16 protein-coding genes are annotated in these 16,594 nt (G+C 69.7%); 7 read left to right on the plus strand and 9 right to left on the minus strand.

The annotated features are described in order from the left end of the window. Positions 1-23 precede the first annotated feature (23 nt). The 4 genes from AB0H84_RS27550 to AB0H84_RS27565 all read right to left on the minus strand — a co-directional run bounded on the left by AB0H84_RS27550 (position 24) and on the right by AB0H84_RS27565 (position 3,822). On the minus strand, positions 24-758 hold the full coding sequence (locus AB0H84_RS27550; protein ID WP_357609945.1) for a phosphocholine cytidylyltransferase family protein: 735 nt from the start codon (positions 756-758) through the stop codon (positions 24-26). Between the two features lie 79 nt (positions 759-837). Further along, positions 838-1,461: a DUF5941 domain-containing protein gene (locus tag AB0H84_RS27555; protein WP_357609948.1), complete on the minus strand. Its 624-nt coding sequence runs from the start codon at positions 1,459-1,461 to the stop codon at positions 838-840. Beyond that, on the minus strand, positions 1,458-2,873 hold the full coding sequence (locus AB0H84_RS27560; protein ID WP_357609951.1) for a CDP-alcohol phosphatidyltransferase family protein: 1,416 nt from the start codon (positions 2,871-2,873) through the stop codon (positions 1,458-1,460). Before AB0H84_RS27560 ends, AB0H84_RS27555 begins: the two co-directional genes overlap by 4 nt. A gap of 142 nt (positions 2,874-3,015) precedes the next feature. Then, entirely contained in the window at positions 3,016-3,822 is an 807-nt protein-coding gene (locus AB0H84_RS27565) for an SAM-dependent methyltransferase (RefSeq protein WP_357609954.1), read from the minus strand. A gap of 99 nt (positions 3,823-3,921) precedes the next feature. Here AB0H84_RS27565 and AB0H84_RS27570 point away from each other — a divergent pair, with 99 nt between their 5' ends. Both AB0H84_RS27570 and AB0H84_RS27575 read left to right on the plus strand, forming a co-directional pair. Beyond that, positions 3,922-4,671, plus strand: coding sequence for an IspD/TarI family cytidylyltransferase (locus tag AB0H84_RS27570; RefSeq protein WP_357609957.1), 750 nt, complete (start codon positions 3,922-3,924; stop codon positions 4,669-4,671). A gap of 59 nt (positions 4,672-4,730) precedes the next feature. Continuing rightward, entirely contained in the window at positions 4,731-6,467 is a 1,737-nt protein-coding gene (locus AB0H84_RS27575; RefSeq protein WP_357609960.1) for a CDP-glycerol glycerophosphotransferase family protein, read from the plus strand. Positions 6,468-6,497: 30 nt separating this feature from the next. Here the strand turns inward: AB0H84_RS27575 and AB0H84_RS27580 are convergent, their stop codons facing one another. Further along, complete coding sequence (locus AB0H84_RS27580) at positions 6,498-7,517, minus strand: glycosyltransferase family 2 protein (protein WP_357610166.1); 1,020 nt, start codon at positions 7,515-7,517, stop codon at positions 6,498-6,500. A gap of 80 nt (positions 7,518-7,597) precedes the next feature. Here AB0H84_RS27580 and AB0H84_RS27585 point away from each other — a divergent pair, with 80 nt between their 5' ends. The 5 genes from AB0H84_RS27585 (at position 7,598) to AB0H84_RS27605 (ending at position 12,185) form a co-directional block, all read left to right on the plus strand. Continuing rightward, on the plus strand, positions 7,598-9,052 hold the full coding sequence (locus AB0H84_RS27585; RefSeq protein WP_357609962.1) for an LCP family protein: 1,455 nt from the start codon (positions 7,598-7,600) through the stop codon (positions 9,050-9,052). A gap of 35 nt (positions 9,053-9,087) precedes the next feature. Further along, entirely contained in the window at positions 9,088-9,435 is a 348-nt protein-coding gene (locus AB0H84_RS27590) for an STAS domain-containing protein (protein WP_357609965.1), read from the plus strand. 142 nt (positions 9,436-9,577) lie between these two features. Further along, positions 9,578-10,408 (plus strand): GNAT family N-acetyltransferase, encoded by an 831-nt coding sequence (locus AB0H84_RS27595; protein WP_357609968.1) that lies wholly within the window; start codon positions 9,578-9,580, stop codon positions 10,406-10,408. Next, positions 10,405-11,244: an LLM class flavin-dependent oxidoreductase gene (locus tag AB0H84_RS27600; RefSeq protein WP_357609971.1), complete on the plus strand. Its 840-nt coding sequence runs from the start codon at positions 10,405-10,407 to the stop codon at positions 11,242-11,244. Before AB0H84_RS27595 ends, AB0H84_RS27600 begins: the two co-directional genes overlap by 4 nt. A gap of 209 nt (positions 11,245-11,453) precedes the next feature. Further along, positions 11,454-12,185, plus strand: coding sequence for a DUF4097 family beta strand repeat-containing protein (locus AB0H84_RS27605; RefSeq protein WP_357609974.1), 732 nt, complete (start codon positions 11,454-11,456; stop codon positions 12,183-12,185). An 11-nt stretch (positions 12,186-12,196) separates the two neighbouring features. Here AB0H84_RS27605 and AB0H84_RS27610 read toward each other — a convergent pair whose 3' ends face one another. From AB0H84_RS27610 to AB0H84_RS27625, 4 genes are all read right to left on the minus strand, one after another. Continuing rightward, a complete protein-coding gene (locus AB0H84_RS27610) occupies positions 12,197-12,997 on the minus strand; it encodes a hypothetical protein (RefSeq protein WP_357609977.1) in 801 nt (266 codons plus the stop codon). Between the two features lie 260 nt (positions 12,998-13,257). After that, a complete protein-coding gene (locus tag AB0H84_RS27615) occupies positions 13,258-14,394 on the minus strand; it encodes a hypothetical protein (protein ID WP_357609980.1) in 1,137 nt (378 codons plus the stop codon). 123 nt (positions 14,395-14,517) lie between these two features. Further along, complete coding sequence (locus AB0H84_RS27620) at positions 14,518-15,996, minus strand: ATP-binding protein (protein ID WP_357609984.1); 1,479 nt, start codon at positions 15,994-15,996, stop codon at positions 14,518-14,520. 84 nt (positions 15,997-16,080) lie between these two features. Further along, positions 16,081-16,503, minus strand: a complete 423-nt coding sequence (locus AB0H84_RS27625) for a VOC family protein (RefSeq protein ID WP_357609987.1) — start codon at positions 16,501-16,503, stop codon at positions 16,081-16,083. Positions 16,504-16,594 lie beyond the last annotated feature (91 nt).

Below are 16,594 nucleotides of genomic sequence, written 5' to 3' on the forward strand. Positions count from 1 at the left end.
CTAGAAGCGGCATGCGCGCCCCCTCAGTAGCGAACGGCTATGGTGCGAGCCTTCGCCAGGTCGTCGTGGTTGTCCACCTCGACCCAGTCGACCTCGCCGATGGGCGCGGTGTGGATCACTTCGCCGCGCTCGACCATCTCCTGGTAGCCGTCCTCGTAGTAGAGCTGGGGGTCGCGCTCGAAGGTGGCCTGCAGCGCGTCGGCCAGCCGCTCGGCGGCGCCGGGCCTGATGAGGGTGGCGCCGATGTACTCGCCGTACGCCTCGGACGGGTCCATCAGCTTGGTGATGCGCCGCAGCGCGCCCTCCGGCGAGAGCGTGACCTTCATCTCCTCGTCGGCGAGCTTCTTCACGTTGTCGACGGCCAGCAGGATGTCGCTCGTCTCAGGAGCGGACAGCAGCGTCTTCTCGACCGAGACCGGGTGCACGGTGTCACCGTTGACCAGCAGCGCGCCCTGGGAGAAGTAGTCGCGGGCGCACCACAGGGAGTAGGCGTTGTTCCACTCCTCGGCCTTGTCGTTGTGGACGAGGGTGAGCTTGACGCCGTGCCGCCGCTCCAGGGCCTCCTTGCGCTCGTGGACGGCCTGCGCCGCGTAACCGACGACGACCACGACCTCCCGCAGGTCCACCTCGGCGAGGTTGCGCAGCGAGATGTCCATGATCGTGGTTTCGCCGTCGACCGGCACGAGCGCCTTGGGCAGCGTGTCGGTGTACGGCCGCAGGCGTCGTCCGGCTCCAGCGGCCAGAACCATTCCCAGCAACGTGCACTCCTAGGTCGAGCATGACTCTTCGTGGGTCCAAAGAGTATTCGTCTTTAGACCCTCTGCGGGTAATCCGGGGTTAGTCTTGCGTTCCCGCATCGGCCGCCTCCACCCCGGGCCGGGGCGCGGCCAGCCAGCATGTCAGGCTCTCCCAGCCGAAAAGCCCCCACAGGTAGAGCGCGAGCAGCACGTAGCCGGTGGCCAGCCAGCCGGACAGGGCGATCAGCGAGACCGCCATCATCCGTCCGTCCCAGCCGAGGCCGAACGTGGCCAGCCACGGCGGCGGGTAGACGCGCTGCCGCAGCCGGTAGACAAGATCATAATGGTGGAACGCCAGTGCGCCGAGCAGCATGAAGATCAGCACGGGGTGCATCCCGTGCGCGAACCCGCACGCCGCGACGAAGGTGTACTCGATGACCCGCAGGATCGGCGGCACGAGCCAGTCGAACCTGCCGTCGTGCGCGTGCGTGCTCCCCGGCCCGGCCAGCAGCAGCGTCACCGCCGGCGCGAACACCGCGAGCCCGTCCGTGCCGGCCACGCCCAGCATCAGCAGCACCGCGGTGACGAACGTGCCCGCGATCACCGGCGGCAGCGGCGGGAGCTGTCCGGCCACGAGCAGGCCCATGGCGCGCGAGAGCGGTCCGTCGTCGCGGTAGGCCACGACCGTGCTGCTGGGGACGGGGTTCATGTGGGTCGAGGTCACCGTGCCGACCTCGCGATCCGCCCGCCGAGCTGGTAAAGGGCCGCCACGCCGCCCCAGCAGAGCAGCGACAGGAACGTGACCCGGGCGTTCCAGATCGCGGCGGTGACCGCGATCAGCGCCGTGCGCTCGCCGATCGGCAGCGCGATCATCTTCTTGAGCCAGCGGACGGCCGAGTCGCGCTCCATCCGCTGGGCGAGCCCGAGCACGCCCTTGGCGCGGCCGCCGTCGGCCGACTCCAGCAGGGAGCGCGCGGGACGGCCCCACAGCGCCCCCACGCGGCCCGCGTCGGCGACGGCCCCCGCGTACGTGACGTCGACGGTGTGCCGGACCACCTGGAGGATCATGGCGGCCACGGCGAGGTGCCAGATCCCGTCGCCGCCGAAGCCGATGGCCAGGCCGACGTAGACCACGTACTCCTTCGCCCTGTCGGCCATGCCGTCGGCCCACGCGCCGAACGGCGAGAACGTCCGCGTGTAGCGGGCGAGCTGCCCGTCGAGGCAGTCGAGCGCGAACGACAGGTAGAACAGCAGCGCCCCCACCAGCCGGCCGCCCTGCGTGCCCGCCGAGAACCACACGGCGGCCAGCCCGGCCAGGCCGATCGAGGCGCCGGTGACGGTGTTGGGGGCCACCTTGAGCAGCACCGCCGGTCTGATCAGGTGGCGCGTCCAGGTGGAGACGAGGAAGGTGGCGAAGAAGCCGTCGTTCTCCTTGATCGACAGGTCGAGCCTGACCCTGGCCTCGTCCACCTCGGCCAGCCTGGTGACGGCGGCGTCTGCGGCGTTCTGGCCGGTCACCCGGTCGGCGTGCAGCGGCCCCAGCCCGGCTGCCCGCACCGCCACGCCCGACCTGACCAGCCCGACCAGCAGCAGATCGACCGCCTCGACGGGGGTGACCGGGCCCAGCTTGCCCGTGTCGGCCAGCTCGGCCAGCTCCTCCGCGATGTCGGCCAGCGAGGCCAGGTCGGCCTGGCCCGCCTGCAGCACGCCTCTGAACGTCGCGTTCGCCTCGGGGACGACGTGGAAGGAGCTGCCCGCGGCGACGATCTCGCCGCCTTCCACGCGTACGGGGGGCCGCATGGGCGCCGCGGCCGCGTCGTAGGAGACCAGGGCCGCGCTGTCGCGGGCGGGGTGGTCGAGCAGGAGCGCCAGCGCCTCGGTGTGCGCCACCAGGTCGGCGGGGAGCACGGCGACGGTGCCGGCCGAGATGCGGGCGATCTTGGCGATGCCGCGGAGGTCGGCGGCGAGGCCGCCGCCGGGGGTCACCACCTGGATCTCGCGGACGGGCAGCGTGGCGAGCTGGTCCGTGACGCGGTCGAGCAGCGTGCCGTCGGCACAGGAGAGCTTGCATGCCGGGGTCGTGGCGAGCAGGACGACGGACGTGGCCGCGCTCTCGCGGGTCAATGAGTCGGGCAAAGCGCAGGTCTCCTCCCGGTCGCACGGGAGCCGCGTGGCTTGGGGGTGCGTAGCCACAGCGTAGCGACAGGTCAAGCCGATATCACGGAACGAGACCGTCGCGCCTGCCGGTAAAAAATGCGCGCCCGCGCGCCCCCTGCCTTCAGGAGGTGCGCGCGAGCCGGCCGACGCCGCCGAACAGGGAGGTGGTGCGGGGGGACCCGTCATCCTCCGGGTGCCAGTCGCACGGGCGCACCAGACCGGGTTCGACGAGCTCGTAGCCGTCGAAGAGGCGGAGGATCTCCTTCTCCTCCCTGAGCACGAGGGGCACCGTCGCGCCGGCGAACCCGGCGTACCACCCCTGCTGCTCCTTCTCCGACATCCCGTCGGTGGTCAGGTGGGAGATCGCCACGTACGAACCCGGCGCCTGCCGCTCGCGGAAGGCCGCCACGATCCGGGAGGGGTCCTCGGCCGGGGTGACGAAGTGGAACACCGCGACGAACAGCACGGCGATCGGCTCGCCGAAGTCGAGGAACCCGTTGATCTGGGGGTTGTCCAGGATGGTCTCGGGCTCTCGCATGTCCGCGGTGACGATCCTGGTGGAGTTGTCGGCCAGCAGCGCCCTGCCGTGTACGGCGACGATCGGATCGATGTCGACGTAGACGACCCGCGAGCCTGGGTCGGCCTCCTTGGCGATCTGGTGGGTGTTGCGGGCGCTCGGCAGCCCCGAGCCGACATCGAGGAACTGGCGGATGCCGCACTCCTGCGACAGGTACCGCACCGCGCGCCCGAGGAAGCGGCGGTTCTCCAGCGCGGTGGAGCGCACCCGGTTCTCGCCGATGACCTGGTACAGCTTCGCGTTGGCCGCCCGGTCCACCTCGAAGTGGTCCTTGCCGCCCAGCGCTTCGTCGTACATGCGGGCGGCTGTCGGCACACCTAACGGGATGTTCGGGGCGTTTTCCGTCGTCATGCGACCTCCTCGGCGCGTCCGCACATATCCAAGATCACGATAGCAAACCGGGCGGCGCTCGGTGGGCTTTGTCCGGCCGACCTGGCTTACGCTGCCGATATGGATTCACGGTTGCGGTCGGTCGGGGTGCTTCTCGCGGGCGGCGTGGGGCAGCGGATCGGGCTGGGCAGGCCCAAGCAGCTCATCGAGGTCGCGGGAAAGACGATCATCGAGCACTCGCTGGCGGTGTTCCAGGAGGCGCCGGAGATCGACGAGATCGTGGTGCTGATGACGCCGGGCTACGCCGACCGGGTACGCGAGATCGTGGCCGAGGGCGGATACGACAAGGTCGGCAAGGTCGTGGACGGAGGCGCGAGCCGTACCGAGAGCACGTGGCTGGCGCTCCAGGCGCTGGGCGCCGAGGAGTGCAACGTGCTGCTGCACGACGCCGTACGCCCCCTTCTGGAGCCCCGGATCATCACCGAGTGCGTCAAGGCGCTGGAGACGCATCGGGCCGTCAACGTGGCGATCCCGAGCTCCGACACGGTCCTGGTGGCCGTCCCTGCGCCCGACGGCGAGGTGATCGGCGAGGTGCTGGACCGGTCGGTGCTGCGGCGCAGCCAGACGCCGCAGTGCTTCCGCCTCTCGGTGATCCGCGAGGCGTACGAGCGGGCGCTCGCCGACCCCGGCTTCGCCTCCCGGCCGGCCACCGACGACTGCGGCGTGGTGCTGCGCTACCTGCCCGACGTGCCGATCCACCTCGTGCCGGGCAGCGAGCAGAACATCAAGGTCACCCACCCCGCCGACCTGCGGATCGCCGAGCTGCTCTTCCGGCTCGCCGCAACTCCGTCGATCTCCGACTTGCCCTGATACGTCGCAGAGGTTCGCGTGGGCGGCGCTTGACCTGCCGATTGCTACCGTGCGATCACATGAGGAGACTCATCGCGATCGCGGCCCTGCTCGGCGGCTACCTCGTGCTGCTGGTGGCGGCCCTCTGGCCGGCGCCGGCGGTGTTCGGGGCGGTCGCCGCGCTCTCCTACGTCATGGAGTACGTGACCGCGCGCGCGGCCAGGCCGCTGCCCGAGCTGCTCAGCAGGGTTCATCTGGGGGCCACGCTGCGCTTCGCGGTCAGGGAGACGATGGCGCTGCTGCTGGTGGCGCGGAGCGCGGGAGTGGACTCGCCGTGGTTCATGGCGCTGGCGGCCGGGATGTTCGCGATCCACGTGGTGCGCGCCGGGCACACCGGGCTGGCCCTGCGGCTCAAGGGGATGCTCAGCAGGATGCCGGTGACCACCCGCAACCTCGACGTCTCGGCGCTGCGCATCCCGAAGATGCCGCCCCCGTACCTGCGTGACAGCCGCAGCGTGCGCTTCCTCTACCTGGACGCCCTCCCCGTGCTCGGCGCAACCGCAGGCGCCGAACCCGCCGCGATCGGCGCCGTCCTGGCGCTCGCGCTGGGCGCCGCGGGGGCGCTCGCGCTCATCCCGTACGTGCGCCGCGCCACCCCCCTCACCGACAGGGCCAGGGTCCTGGCGGTCGTCGGCGAGCAGGTCGAGAGGTACCGCCCCGAGGTCATCCTGTACTTCTCCGGCGCCACCGCGGCCGCCTACCAGGCCAGGATGTGGCTGCCCACGCTCGAACGCATCGGCCGGCGCGCCATCGTCGTGCTGCGCGAACGCGGCATGGCCGCCCACCTCGACTCGACCACGCTGCCGATGGTCTGCATCCCGTCGGCGGCCGACCTGATGAGCTTCCGCGCCCTGTCCAGCGCCAAGCTCTGCCTGTACGTCGCCAACGTCGGCAGGAACGTCCACATGCTGCGCATCCCGCACCTGCGCAGCGCGTTCCTCAACCACGGAGACAGCGACAAGGAGGCCTCGTTCAACCCGTTCTCGCGGGTGTACGACGAGGTGTGGGTGGCCGGGCCCGCGGGCCGCGACCGCTACCGCCGGGCCAAGGTGGGCGTCAGGGACGAGAACATCCACGAGGTCGGCCGGCCGCAGCTCGAAGGCATCTCGACGCGGGGGCCGGGGCTGCCGTACCGCACCGTCCTGTACGCCCCCACCTGGGAGGGCTGGAACGACGACCTCTTCCACACCTCGCTGATCACCATGGGCCCGCGCATCGTGCGGGCGCTGCTCGACCACCGGCCGCGGCTGCGCGTGATCTACAAGCCGCACCCGCTGACCGGCCACCGCGACAAGCGCGCGACCCGCGCGCACAAGAAGATCGTGGCCATGATGGAGGCGGCCGAGCTGGCCAAGTCGAAGGCCAGGCACCCCTCGCGGGCGTCCGGGGAGACGCCGCGGATCGAGCATCTGATCGTCACCGGGCCGGAGCCGCACCTGTACGACTGCTTCAACCAGTGCGACCTGCTGATCAGCGACATCTCCAGCGTCGTGGCCGACTTCCTGGCCAGCGAGAAGCCGTACGCGGTGACGAACGTGGCGGGCCTGCCCGAGCAGTCCTTCCACGAGCGCTACCCGAGCACCGAGGCGGGCGTGCTGCTCGGGACGGACCTGGCCGGGCTCGCGGACCTCCTCGACGGGGAGGACACGCTCGCCCGCGCCAGGATCAAGCTGCGGACCTATCTGCTGGGACCGGAGACCCCGGACGCGCTGACCCGCTTCGACGCGGCGATCGAGCGGGTCTTCGCGGAGTCATGAGCCCGGTTATGAGCCCGGTTATGAGCCCGGTTATGAGCCGGGCGGCCTGGCCAGCTTCTTCGGGCTCGTGAGGAAGCCCCAGCCCCAGGAGCAGTGCATGGTCGCGTACACGACGGGCAGCCGCAGCAGCGCCGCCGCGGGCAGCCCGGAGCCGGTCAGCACCGAGCCCGCCGCTATGGCGACCGCGTAGCCCCCCGGGACGATCAGCGACCAGGGGAAGAACGGCGAGACGACCAACCCCAGCAGCATGGCCAGCACCGCGGCGGGCGGCGCGAGGTAGCGCAGGTTGATCGTGCCCTCATGGGTACGCGAGACCACCCGCCGCCACCGGCCGTAGTGAAAGTACTGCTTGGCCAGCGCCTTGGCGTTGGGCCGGGGCCGGTAGGAGACCCGCATGCGCGGCTGGAACCAGACCAGGCCGCCGCTCTGGCGGATGCGGTGGTTCATCTCCCAGTCCTGGGCGCGCTGGAAGTGCTCGTCGTAGCCGCCCACCCGGTCGAGCGCCGAGCGGCGGAAGACGCCGAGGTAGACGGTGTCGGCGGGGCCGGGCGTGCCGCCCACGTGGAAGGCGGCGGCGCCCACGCCGATCTTGGAGGTCATGGCGCAGGCGACGGCCTGCTCGAACGGCGTGACGCCCTCGGCCGCCATGATGCCGCCGACGTTGTCGGCGCCCGTCTCCTCCAGCGTCTCGACCGCGACGCGCAGGTAGTCGGGTGGCAGCATGGCATGGCCGTCGACCCTGGCGACGATGCCGTTGCGCGAGGCGGCGATGGCGGCATTGAGCGCGTTGGGGGTGCGGCCGGTCGGGTTGGGGACCACGGTCACCCGGGGATCGGCTGCCGCGATGGCGTCGGCGACCTCCTGGGTGCGGTCTTGGGACGGACCCACGGCGAGCACGACTTCGATCTCACCTGGGTAGCTCTGGGCGAGGACCTGGTCGACGGCCTCGCGAAGGTGCCGCTCCTCGTTGAGGACCGGCATGATGACGGAAATGGGGGGCCAGGCACGCGTCTCCGCGGGGGCCTGCGGCGAGTCGGGGAACTGCTTCATGGCGGGGCTCACGCTACTGTACGACCAGGGGAGGAGGGCAATCGAAAGCCCGATCCTCCGGCGTGACAGGAGGGGGAGGCATGCGCGAAGGGGGAGGGCAGGTAACGGGCGAGGAGGACGCCGGCGTGCTCGTGGGCGGGGACGCCTACGGCGGCGTCAAGCTCCCGCCCACCCGCCCCCGCAGGCCGCTCAGGAGTGCCAAGGCCCGCCGGCGCAACGTGCTCGTCGCGGGCTTCCTGTCCACCGGGATCCTGGTCACCACCGGCGTGGTGTGGGCGACCCCGCGGCAGATCGGCACCGTCGACGCGGGCGTGTCGGCGCCGCCGTCGGCCCACGGCGCCGAGAACATCCTGCTGGTCGGCATCGACAAGCGCGACGACCTCACCCGCCAGCAGCAGAACCAGCTCAAGCTGGGCCGCGAGGCCGGCCAGCGCACCGACACCATGATGGTCATCCACCTGTCGGAGGACCACAAGCGCGTCACCGTGGTGAGCCTGCCGCGCGACACCTGGACGACGATCCCCGGCAAGGGCGACCACAAGATCAATTCGGCGTACCAGTTCGGCGGGCCCAAGCTTGCCAAGCAGGCCGTGGAGGCCGTCACCGGGCTGCAGATCAACCGCTACATCGAGGTGAACATCCTCGGCTTCATCGACGTCGTCGACTCCCTCGGCGGCGTCACCGTCTGCACGCCCGTGCCGATCAACGACCCCAAGGCCGGGCTCAACCTGCCCGCGGGCACCCACCAGCTCCAGGGCGTGCAGGCACTCGGCTACGCGCGCACCCGCGCCACGGCCCGCTCCGACCTCGACCGCATCGACCGGCAGCAGCAGGTCATCTCGGCCCTGCTCAACCGGGCGCTCAGCGCCGACACGCTGGCCAACCCGAGCAAGCTGGCCGCGTTCGTCAACTCCACGCTGAGCACGGTCAAGGTCGATCCCGACGACGGGCTGCTCGGCCTGGCGACCCAGCTCAGGGATGTCTCGCTCCAGGACGTGAAGTTCGCCGACGTGCCGCTGGCCAACGTCGACTTCAAGGCGCCCACGGGCGAGTCCGCGGTGCTGTGGGACAAGCAGGCCGCCCGCGACATGTTCGCCAGGATCAACGCCGACCAGGACCTGGCCAAGCCCGCCACCCCGTCGCCCTCCCCCAAGCCGACGAGCTCCGCCATCCCGCCGGAGCGCATCACGCTCAAGGTCAAGAACGGCACGCTCATCACGGGGCTCGGCGCCCGCAGCAAGGCGGCGCTGGTCGCGTACGGCTTCAAGGTCCCCGGCGAGCCCGGCAACACGACCAAGAAGGACTACAAGAAGACGGTCATCCGGTACGGCGCGGACCGCGAGGACTCGGCGAAGGTCGTGGCCGCCGCCATCCCCGGCGCGGAGCTTCGCAAGGCGAACCTCGAGGGCATCGAGGTGATTCTCGGCAGCGACCAGCCGAAAATCGCGAAGCCGAAGTCCACTTCCATGCCGACCGCCACGCCGAGCGTTACAACTACCACTAAGACGGCAATGGAAAATATATGTAAGAAATAACAATAACGAGCGGCATATCGGGCAGGGGTGGGCCCATGGTGGTCAGATCGTGGCGGGAAGACCCCTGCATGGTGCTGCGCGTCGTCGGAGATCTCGACGTTGCCGGAGCCCCCCGATTGCGAGTGGAGCTCGACGAGGCCATCGAGGCCGCCGATCCACTCAACCTCGTCGTCGATCTGACCGAGGTGCCGTTCTGCGACTCCGTGGGGCTCGGCGTGCTGGTGGCCACGCTCAACCACGTCCAGCGCGTGAAGGGCCGGCTGATCCTCGTGCTCGGCCCGGGCATGATCCGCCACCTGCTGACGATCACCAATCTCGATCGGCACTTCGAGACGCGCGAATCCCTCGGAGAGGCCTGCTCGGCCTTCAGCAGCGCCGCCTGACCTCCGCCGGGCGGACCGGCTGATCCCCTCGCACGTTCTCTGTACGAGAACGTGCGAGAAAATGGTCATGTCAGCACGGGGCACACCTCGCACGACCGCATGACGTCGTGAGAGCGCCCTCTCATGCGCGGAGGGTTTCACATTGTTCGACGAGTTCCCCGAGCCGGGGCGCTCTCAGCTCGCGGCCGCCTTCGACGAGGGCAGGACCCGGCCTGAGTGGTGCTTCGTGGAAGGGCAGGCCCGCCTGGCGTTCTGGGCGGCCGTCGCCGGTGCGGAGCCGGTGATCATCTGGCAGTTCGACCCGGGCCCCGACCCCGCCGCCGCGGCCGAGCTGCTGCGCAGCAGCCTGCGCACGATGGGCCTGAGCAAGATAATTTACGACATCTCCCTCAAGCCGGGCCTGAACCCTGTCGTCGATCGCGCCGTCGAGCACGAGGCCCTGACCCTGGCCGGGTTCGCCATGGAGGTCGAGCGGCTCGTGCTCGAATGGGTGGCGGGCAGCGACGTGCCGCCCGACCCCGGCCGCCTGACGTACCACCCGGCGCGCCGCATGGACCCGGCCGAGGTGATCGACATCCTCGTCCGCATCTCGGAGGGCTCGCTCGACTACGACACGCGGATCGAGGTGGCCACGGCGGGCGCCGAGCACGAAGCCCGATGGATGTACGACGACCTCGTCAACCGGCGGGCCAAGCCCGACTGGTTCGTCATCGGTTACCTGGGCGACTCCCCCGTCGGCCTGGTGGCCCCCGACGACCACTCGATCGCCTACATCGGCGTCGTGCCCGAGCACCGCGGCCACGGCTACGTCAACGACCTCCTGGCCAGGGGCACGCGCACGCTCGCCGAGGCCGGCCTGCAGCGCATCGTCGCCGCCACGGACCTCGCCAACGTCCCCACTGCCAACGCCTTCCTGCGTGCTGGATACTCGGAGGTCGGCCGGTTGTTCCGCTATTACTGGAGGGCATCGTGAGACTTGGCGTCATGTTCGACCGGGACCTGCCGCCCGAGCAGCTGATCCCGTTCGCCAGGGCACTCGACGAGACGTCCATAGACGACCTCTGGGTCGTGGAGGACCTCGGATGGACCGGCGGCATCTCGGCCGCCGCCACCGCGCTCGCCGTCACCTCCCGGCTGCGCGTCGGCATCGGCATCACGCCCGCTCCGCTGCGCAACCCGATGCTGCTGGCGATGGAGCTGGCCAACCTGGCCAGGGTGCATCCCGGCCGGCTGGCCGCCGGCGTCGGGCACGGCGTGGGCGACTGGATGCGCCAGGTGGGCGCCGCCCCTCGGTCGCCGCTGGCGCTCCTGGAGGAGACCATCACGGCCGTACGCGCGCTGCTGCGCGGCGAGACGGTCACCCTGCACGGCAAGTCCGTCCACCTGGACGGGGTCTCCCTGGTGCACCCGCCGGCCGTGCCGCCGCCCGTGCTGGCCGGGGTGAAGGGGCCGCGCTCGCTGGCGCTGTCGGGCCGGGTCGCCCAGGGCACGATCCTGCCGGAGGGCGTCGGCCCCGCCCAGCTGCCCGGGATCCTGGAGCAGATCGGGGGCGACGCCGACCACGAGCTGGTGGTCTTCACGTTCCTGCACACCGGGGCCGACTTCGCGGAGGTCACGCGTCCGATGGTGGAGGGACAGGCGGGCTTCCTCGGGGTCGCGCCCGAGGAGGTGGTGATGGCCGTGGGCTCTCCTGAGGCGGCGGCCGCGCAGGTCAAGGCGCTGTGGGCGGCCGGGGCCGGCACGGTGGCGGTCCGGCCGCTCGGCTCGGACCCGATCCAGCACGTCACCGCGCTGCTCTCGGCCCTCTGAGCCTCTGAGCCTCTGAGGTCGCGGGGGCTGCGGGTGGGCTCGCCCGCCAATGGCCGGATGGTCGATGGCGGGTGGGCTTGCCGGCCAATGGCCGAATGGTCGATGGCGGGTGGGCTTGCCGGCCAATGGCCGAATGGTCGATGGCGGGGAGCCGGTGGTCGGCCGGAAGGTCGATGGCGGGCGAGGAACGCTCGGCCACGATCGTTGCCATGAACATCCCGATGAGGCGAGTCGCGGCGGCCCTCGCCGTCGCGCTGGCGGCGAGCGGATGCGGGGGCCTCGATGCAGTGGACGTCCACTCCGCCCAGTCGTTCACCCTGACCGGCACCTCCCTGCAGATCAGATCCTCCCTGGGTGGCGTGCGCGTCCTCCCGGGCACCGGCGGCCAGGTCGAGGTGGAGCGGTGGGTACGCGGCAAGGCCGCCGACGACGGCAACGCCACCTGGTCCCTGCGCGACGGCATCCTCCGCCTCGGCGCCAACTGCAGCATGGTCTTCGGCGACTGCGGCGCCCGCTATCACGTCAAGGTCCCGCCCGGCGTACGGCTGTCGATCGACGCGTCGGACGGCGTCATCCTGAACGGCCTCACCCAGGACGTCGACGTGTCCAGCGGGGACCGCATCCAGGTCACCGGCACCACGGGAAGGCTCCGGCTGACGAGCGAGGGCCCGATCACGGGCGACGGCCTGAAGTCCGCGAACGTCAGGTGCCGGACGTCGGACGGCGCGATCGACCTGACGTTCGCCAACCCGCCCACCGCCCTCGACCTGCAGTCCCAGGACGGCAGGGTGACCGCCACCGTGCCCAGGGCCGCCTACGCGATCAGTGCCCACAGCCAGGAGGGCACCGAACATTCCGAGCTCAAGGGCGACCCCAAGAGCACCAACACCATCAAGGCCCGCAGCGCCTCAGGGGATGTCCAGATCCTGCTGGCCAAGTAGCCCTCGGTCGGTTACTCCCAGATCCCGGCGTAACGCCCGTTCTCCGCGTTCACCTGGACCGGGAACAGCCCCTTGTCCTTGAGGTCGTCGAACCGCTTCTGGTAGCTCGCGGAGGTCATGTCGATGTAGTGGGCCCAGGTCCTGTCGCTGCCCTTGCGCCACACCGCGGTGTACGTCCCGTCGGGCCCCACGGCCACCTTGACCGGCCGGAACCCCTGTTTCCTCTTGGCGTAGAAGGTCTCCTCGTGCTGCTCCCTGGTCCTGCCGTACGTGCAGGACCAGGCGCCGCCCCTGTTGGCCGTCCACACGCCCACGTACCGCAGGTCGTCAGGGGTGCCGTACACGTCGACGGAGGTCAGCGCGAGCCCGCGGCCGGCGGCCTCCTTGTTTGCGGCGCCGAACTGATCGGGCGTCAGGTCGGACCGGAGCAGGAACCTGCCGCTTCTCTTCTCGAAGATCGCCGTGAACACCGGCGAGTCGGCCGGCCCGGTGGCCGAGACGGAAATCGGCTGCGCCCCTTCCCGCAACCCCTGGTCGAACCGCTGCCGGAGCGCCTCGACCGACATGCCCTGCCAGAGGCCCCAATTGGCCGGAGAGCCACCCTTCACCCATACGGCCGCATACCGTTCACCGTCGGAAACGTTTACCGTAATCGGGCGGAAGCCCTCATCCCTGAGCTGGCGGACCCGCTCCACGCTCTGGGCGGCCGTCAGACCGTGGTAGGCGACCCAGGCCGGACGCGCCTGCGCGTCGGCCTGCGCGTCCGCCGCGGGCGCCATCATCGCGATCGGAGCGGCGACTCCGATCAGCAAGGAAACGGTCTTCCTCGTGGCCCGCCGCATGACCCTCCCAATGTCGTCGCTCGTTCGCACCGCTCGCTACGTCCAGGACGCTCGCTACGTCAGGGACGCTCACTACATTCGGGAGCGTCCCGAGCTTTCCGAGCGTCGCGAGCGTCGCGAGCGTCGCGAGATGAGCAACGACCCTAACAGCCGTGGCCGCCTGTCGCGGGCAGGTCGCTCAGGCTCGGGAGCCGGGGACGGGCTGCGCCGCCCCCGGGGCGTCCCCAGTCTTAACCGACCTTCTCGAACGGGGTCGGCGTCTGGCCCGTCCAGCGGTAGAGCTGCGCGGCGCCGGTGTGCTTGCTGACGCCGTTGTCCACGACCGTCCCCGCCTTGGAGACGTAGTAGCGGCCGCCGCCCAGCGAGATCAGGCCGTACTCGCCGGTGAACTCCCAGCCCCTGACACCGGTGGCGTCGTGCTGGAGCCCGCCGGGCGCCAGCGTGAGCAGCCGGCCCCGCTCGGGCTGCGGCTGCCCGGCGATGTCACCCTCGGTGGGCCGCGCGCCGCCGTCGACCATGAAGAAGGAGTAGTTGGGGAACTGCGGCTTCTTCCCCTTGTAGACGGCCATCATCCAGTTGCCGGTGTGCTCGTCCCACTCGAGGTTCTGCACGCCGTAGGTGGTGTTGCCGGTGTAGGCGAAGTACTTGCCGTCCGTCTGCTCGGGGCCGCTCTTGTGCGGGTCGCTCTCGGTGAGCGGCTTCTCGTACTTCTTCCACTGCTGGATGTCGTACTGAAGGACGACCTGGTAGTCGTTGTCCTTCCGGTCGACGTTCGAGTAGATGCCGTACGCGACGGTGAGCAGCTGCTTGCCGTGCTTCCGCCCGAACTGCGGCCCGAAGGACACGCCGTCGATGCCGCTGCAGCCGTAACGGTGGTCGGCCGTGTTGGCGACGTTCCCGTCGAACTTGCCGTCGCCGTTCATGTCGGCGGTGTAGTCGGCGACGACCTCCTTGAGGTAGACCGTCTTGACCACGCCGGTGCTCTGGGCGTCCATGTTCGGGCTGGTGATGCGGTCGACGTCGAAGATTGCGATGTAGAACGACTCCTGCTCCTTGTACTCCAGGGAGCCGTACACGCGGCCGTCCTTGGCGTTGAAGTCGAGATCGCCGAGGTGCCCGGTGAAGCCCGTCACCGACCCGATGAGGTTGCCCTTGAGGTCGGTCTTGACGAGGACGTTCGTGAACGAGAAGTACATGTACCCCTTGCGCTGGTCGATGGCGATGCCCTGGACGTGCCCTTCGGTCCAGGCGCCCCCGTTGATCTCGGTCGGCAGCTCCCTGGGGCGGTCGTTGTCAGCGGCGGCAGGGGCGGCCAGCAGCCCGATGGAGGCGGTGGCGGCCACGGCGAGCGTCAGGACTTTGCGCATGTTGCGGTACCCGTCTTCAGTTAAGGATCAGACCGAAACCAGACGTTATACCGATCGAGTGCCGCTGTCTGACATATGAGTGAACTGACAGTGAAACACGCCCAAACTGCCCATCCGGGCCTCCTACGGGCGATACAACCGCTCAAGCCCCACCAGAGCCACCCGGGGATCATCACTCGCCGCCGCGCTCAGCTCGTCGCTGAATCCCGCTCCCCCATAGCAGGCGAGCACGGTGTCGCGTGTGTCATACCCCTTCTCCCCCAGCAACTCGCGCGCCCTCGCGAGCCGCTTGAGGTGATGGCGGCTCATCACCTCACCCCACTTGACCTCGCCGAGCGACAGGATCCGCCGCGGCCTCCCGGGCTCCTGTGCGGCCAGCGCCACCACGTCGACCTCGACCTGGCCCCTGTTGGCCGGATCGGGCACGACACCTGCTCCGATCTCCGCGGGGAACTCGCCGAAAACCGAATCGCCCGCGTCCAGCGCGAAGTCGCGGCACAGTGACTCGAAGTGCGGCCCCACCACCTGGGCGAGAAACGTCTGCCTGACCGCCTGCCATACGGGTTCGGCCCGATGAATCTCCAGCTCCGGCCAGCGACGCCGCATGATCGCCTCATAGAACGTGATCAACGGCTCCACGATGCGATAGCGGGCGCGTCCCGAGCGGAACAGGTCCGGCTCCCGCCTGACCAGCGCACAGTCCTCCAGCACCGTGAGCGGATGCGTGATCTGATCGGACCTGCGCCCCACATAGTTGGCGATCCCGCCATTGGTGGAGTTTCCACTCGCGATCGCCGCCAGCACTGAGTGATAGAGCGCCGGATCCCGTATCTCCGACTCTTCAGCAAGCAGATATCTGGCCTCGCGAAAGAGCGGCATCTGCGGATTGAGCACAGTGCGGACGACCCAGGAGTCGAAGTCGTCAAGGCTCTCCGGCACGTCACCCTGCGTGAACTCGTACCGGTAGGCAGGCGTTCCACCGACGATCGCGTGCACCAGTACGGCGAGCCGAGGATCCGTGATCTCCCAGAACTCCGCCGCGTCCCGATAGCGAAACGGATGGATCATGAGCTCCAGCCCGGCCCGTCCGCGCAGTGGCGCCTGCCCCGAAAGAAGGCCGCCCATCACGGACATGGCCGATCCACAGAGAATCAGCCGGGCGGCGCTCTCGCGCCCGCTGCCGCCAGGCCCGAGCTCGCGCTGAATGATCGACGGCAGCGCGGGCGAGGCCCTGAACAGGAACGGGAACTCATCGATGATCACCGGTGCCGGGCGATCGCGGAAGGCGCGAAACATATAGGGAATGGCGTCGTTCCAGTCGCGGAAAGGAATCTCCACGACCTGCCTGGTGAATCGCGTGAGAGCTTCGGTGAAGAGCCTCAGCGATTCGGCCTCCGTCGCCTCGATGGCGGCGAAATACAGCCCATCGGTCGCTTCCGCCAGTGCCTGCAGCAGAAAGCTCTTCCCCTGCCGGCGTCGGCCGCTGACAACCCCCAGCGTCGCACCGGGCATCGCGGCCGTTCGGTGCTGCGGCGCCACAAAGCCTTCCAGACCTTGCCACTCCCGCACGCGGTCGAAGACGTGTCCCGGCTTCCGGATCAAGACCACTCCAAGCACATACACAGAAGTATACTTCTCAGAAGTATACTTCTGTGACCTGCGACACTCGATCGCATGTGCCGTCTGTCACGCGCTGCCTGATGGGTCCACGGCGACGAGCTCGACCTCGAAGCCGTCCCTGTCCTCCAGATAGGCGGCGTAGTGCTGATCTCCGCCGGCATAGGGGTGCCGGTCAGGGAACATCAGCGTCCAGCCGTTCGCGGGCGCCTGCGCCACCAGAGCATCGACCATGGCGCGGCTCTCCACGTGGAAGGCCAGATGGTTCAGCCCGGGGCGGCATCGCTCGTGCCGGTCGGCAGTGAGCGCGGGCGACTGCTCCAGGACCAGGTACGTGGCCCCGAGCCGCCAGCTGCGGCCACCGCTCCAATCCTGGAAGAGCGTGTAGCCGAGCGCCTCCAGCAGCCATCGCCAGCTCTCGACGGCTCGCGGCAGGTCGGGCACCCAGAGCTCGACGTGGTGCAGCATGCCGGTAGCGGGCTCGCCACTCATTCCGTGCCTCCTCAGCGTTATCTCGACGATGGGCGTGTTCGCGTGCCGTGGCCGGATGCGGACACCGGCGATTGCCAACCCCCGAATGGCA

It is taken from the genome of Nonomuraea sp. NPDC050786 (genome assembly GCF_040654115.1).
Taxonomy (GTDB): domain Bacteria; phylum Actinomycetota; class Actinomycetes; order Streptosporangiales; family Streptosporangiaceae; genus Nonomuraea.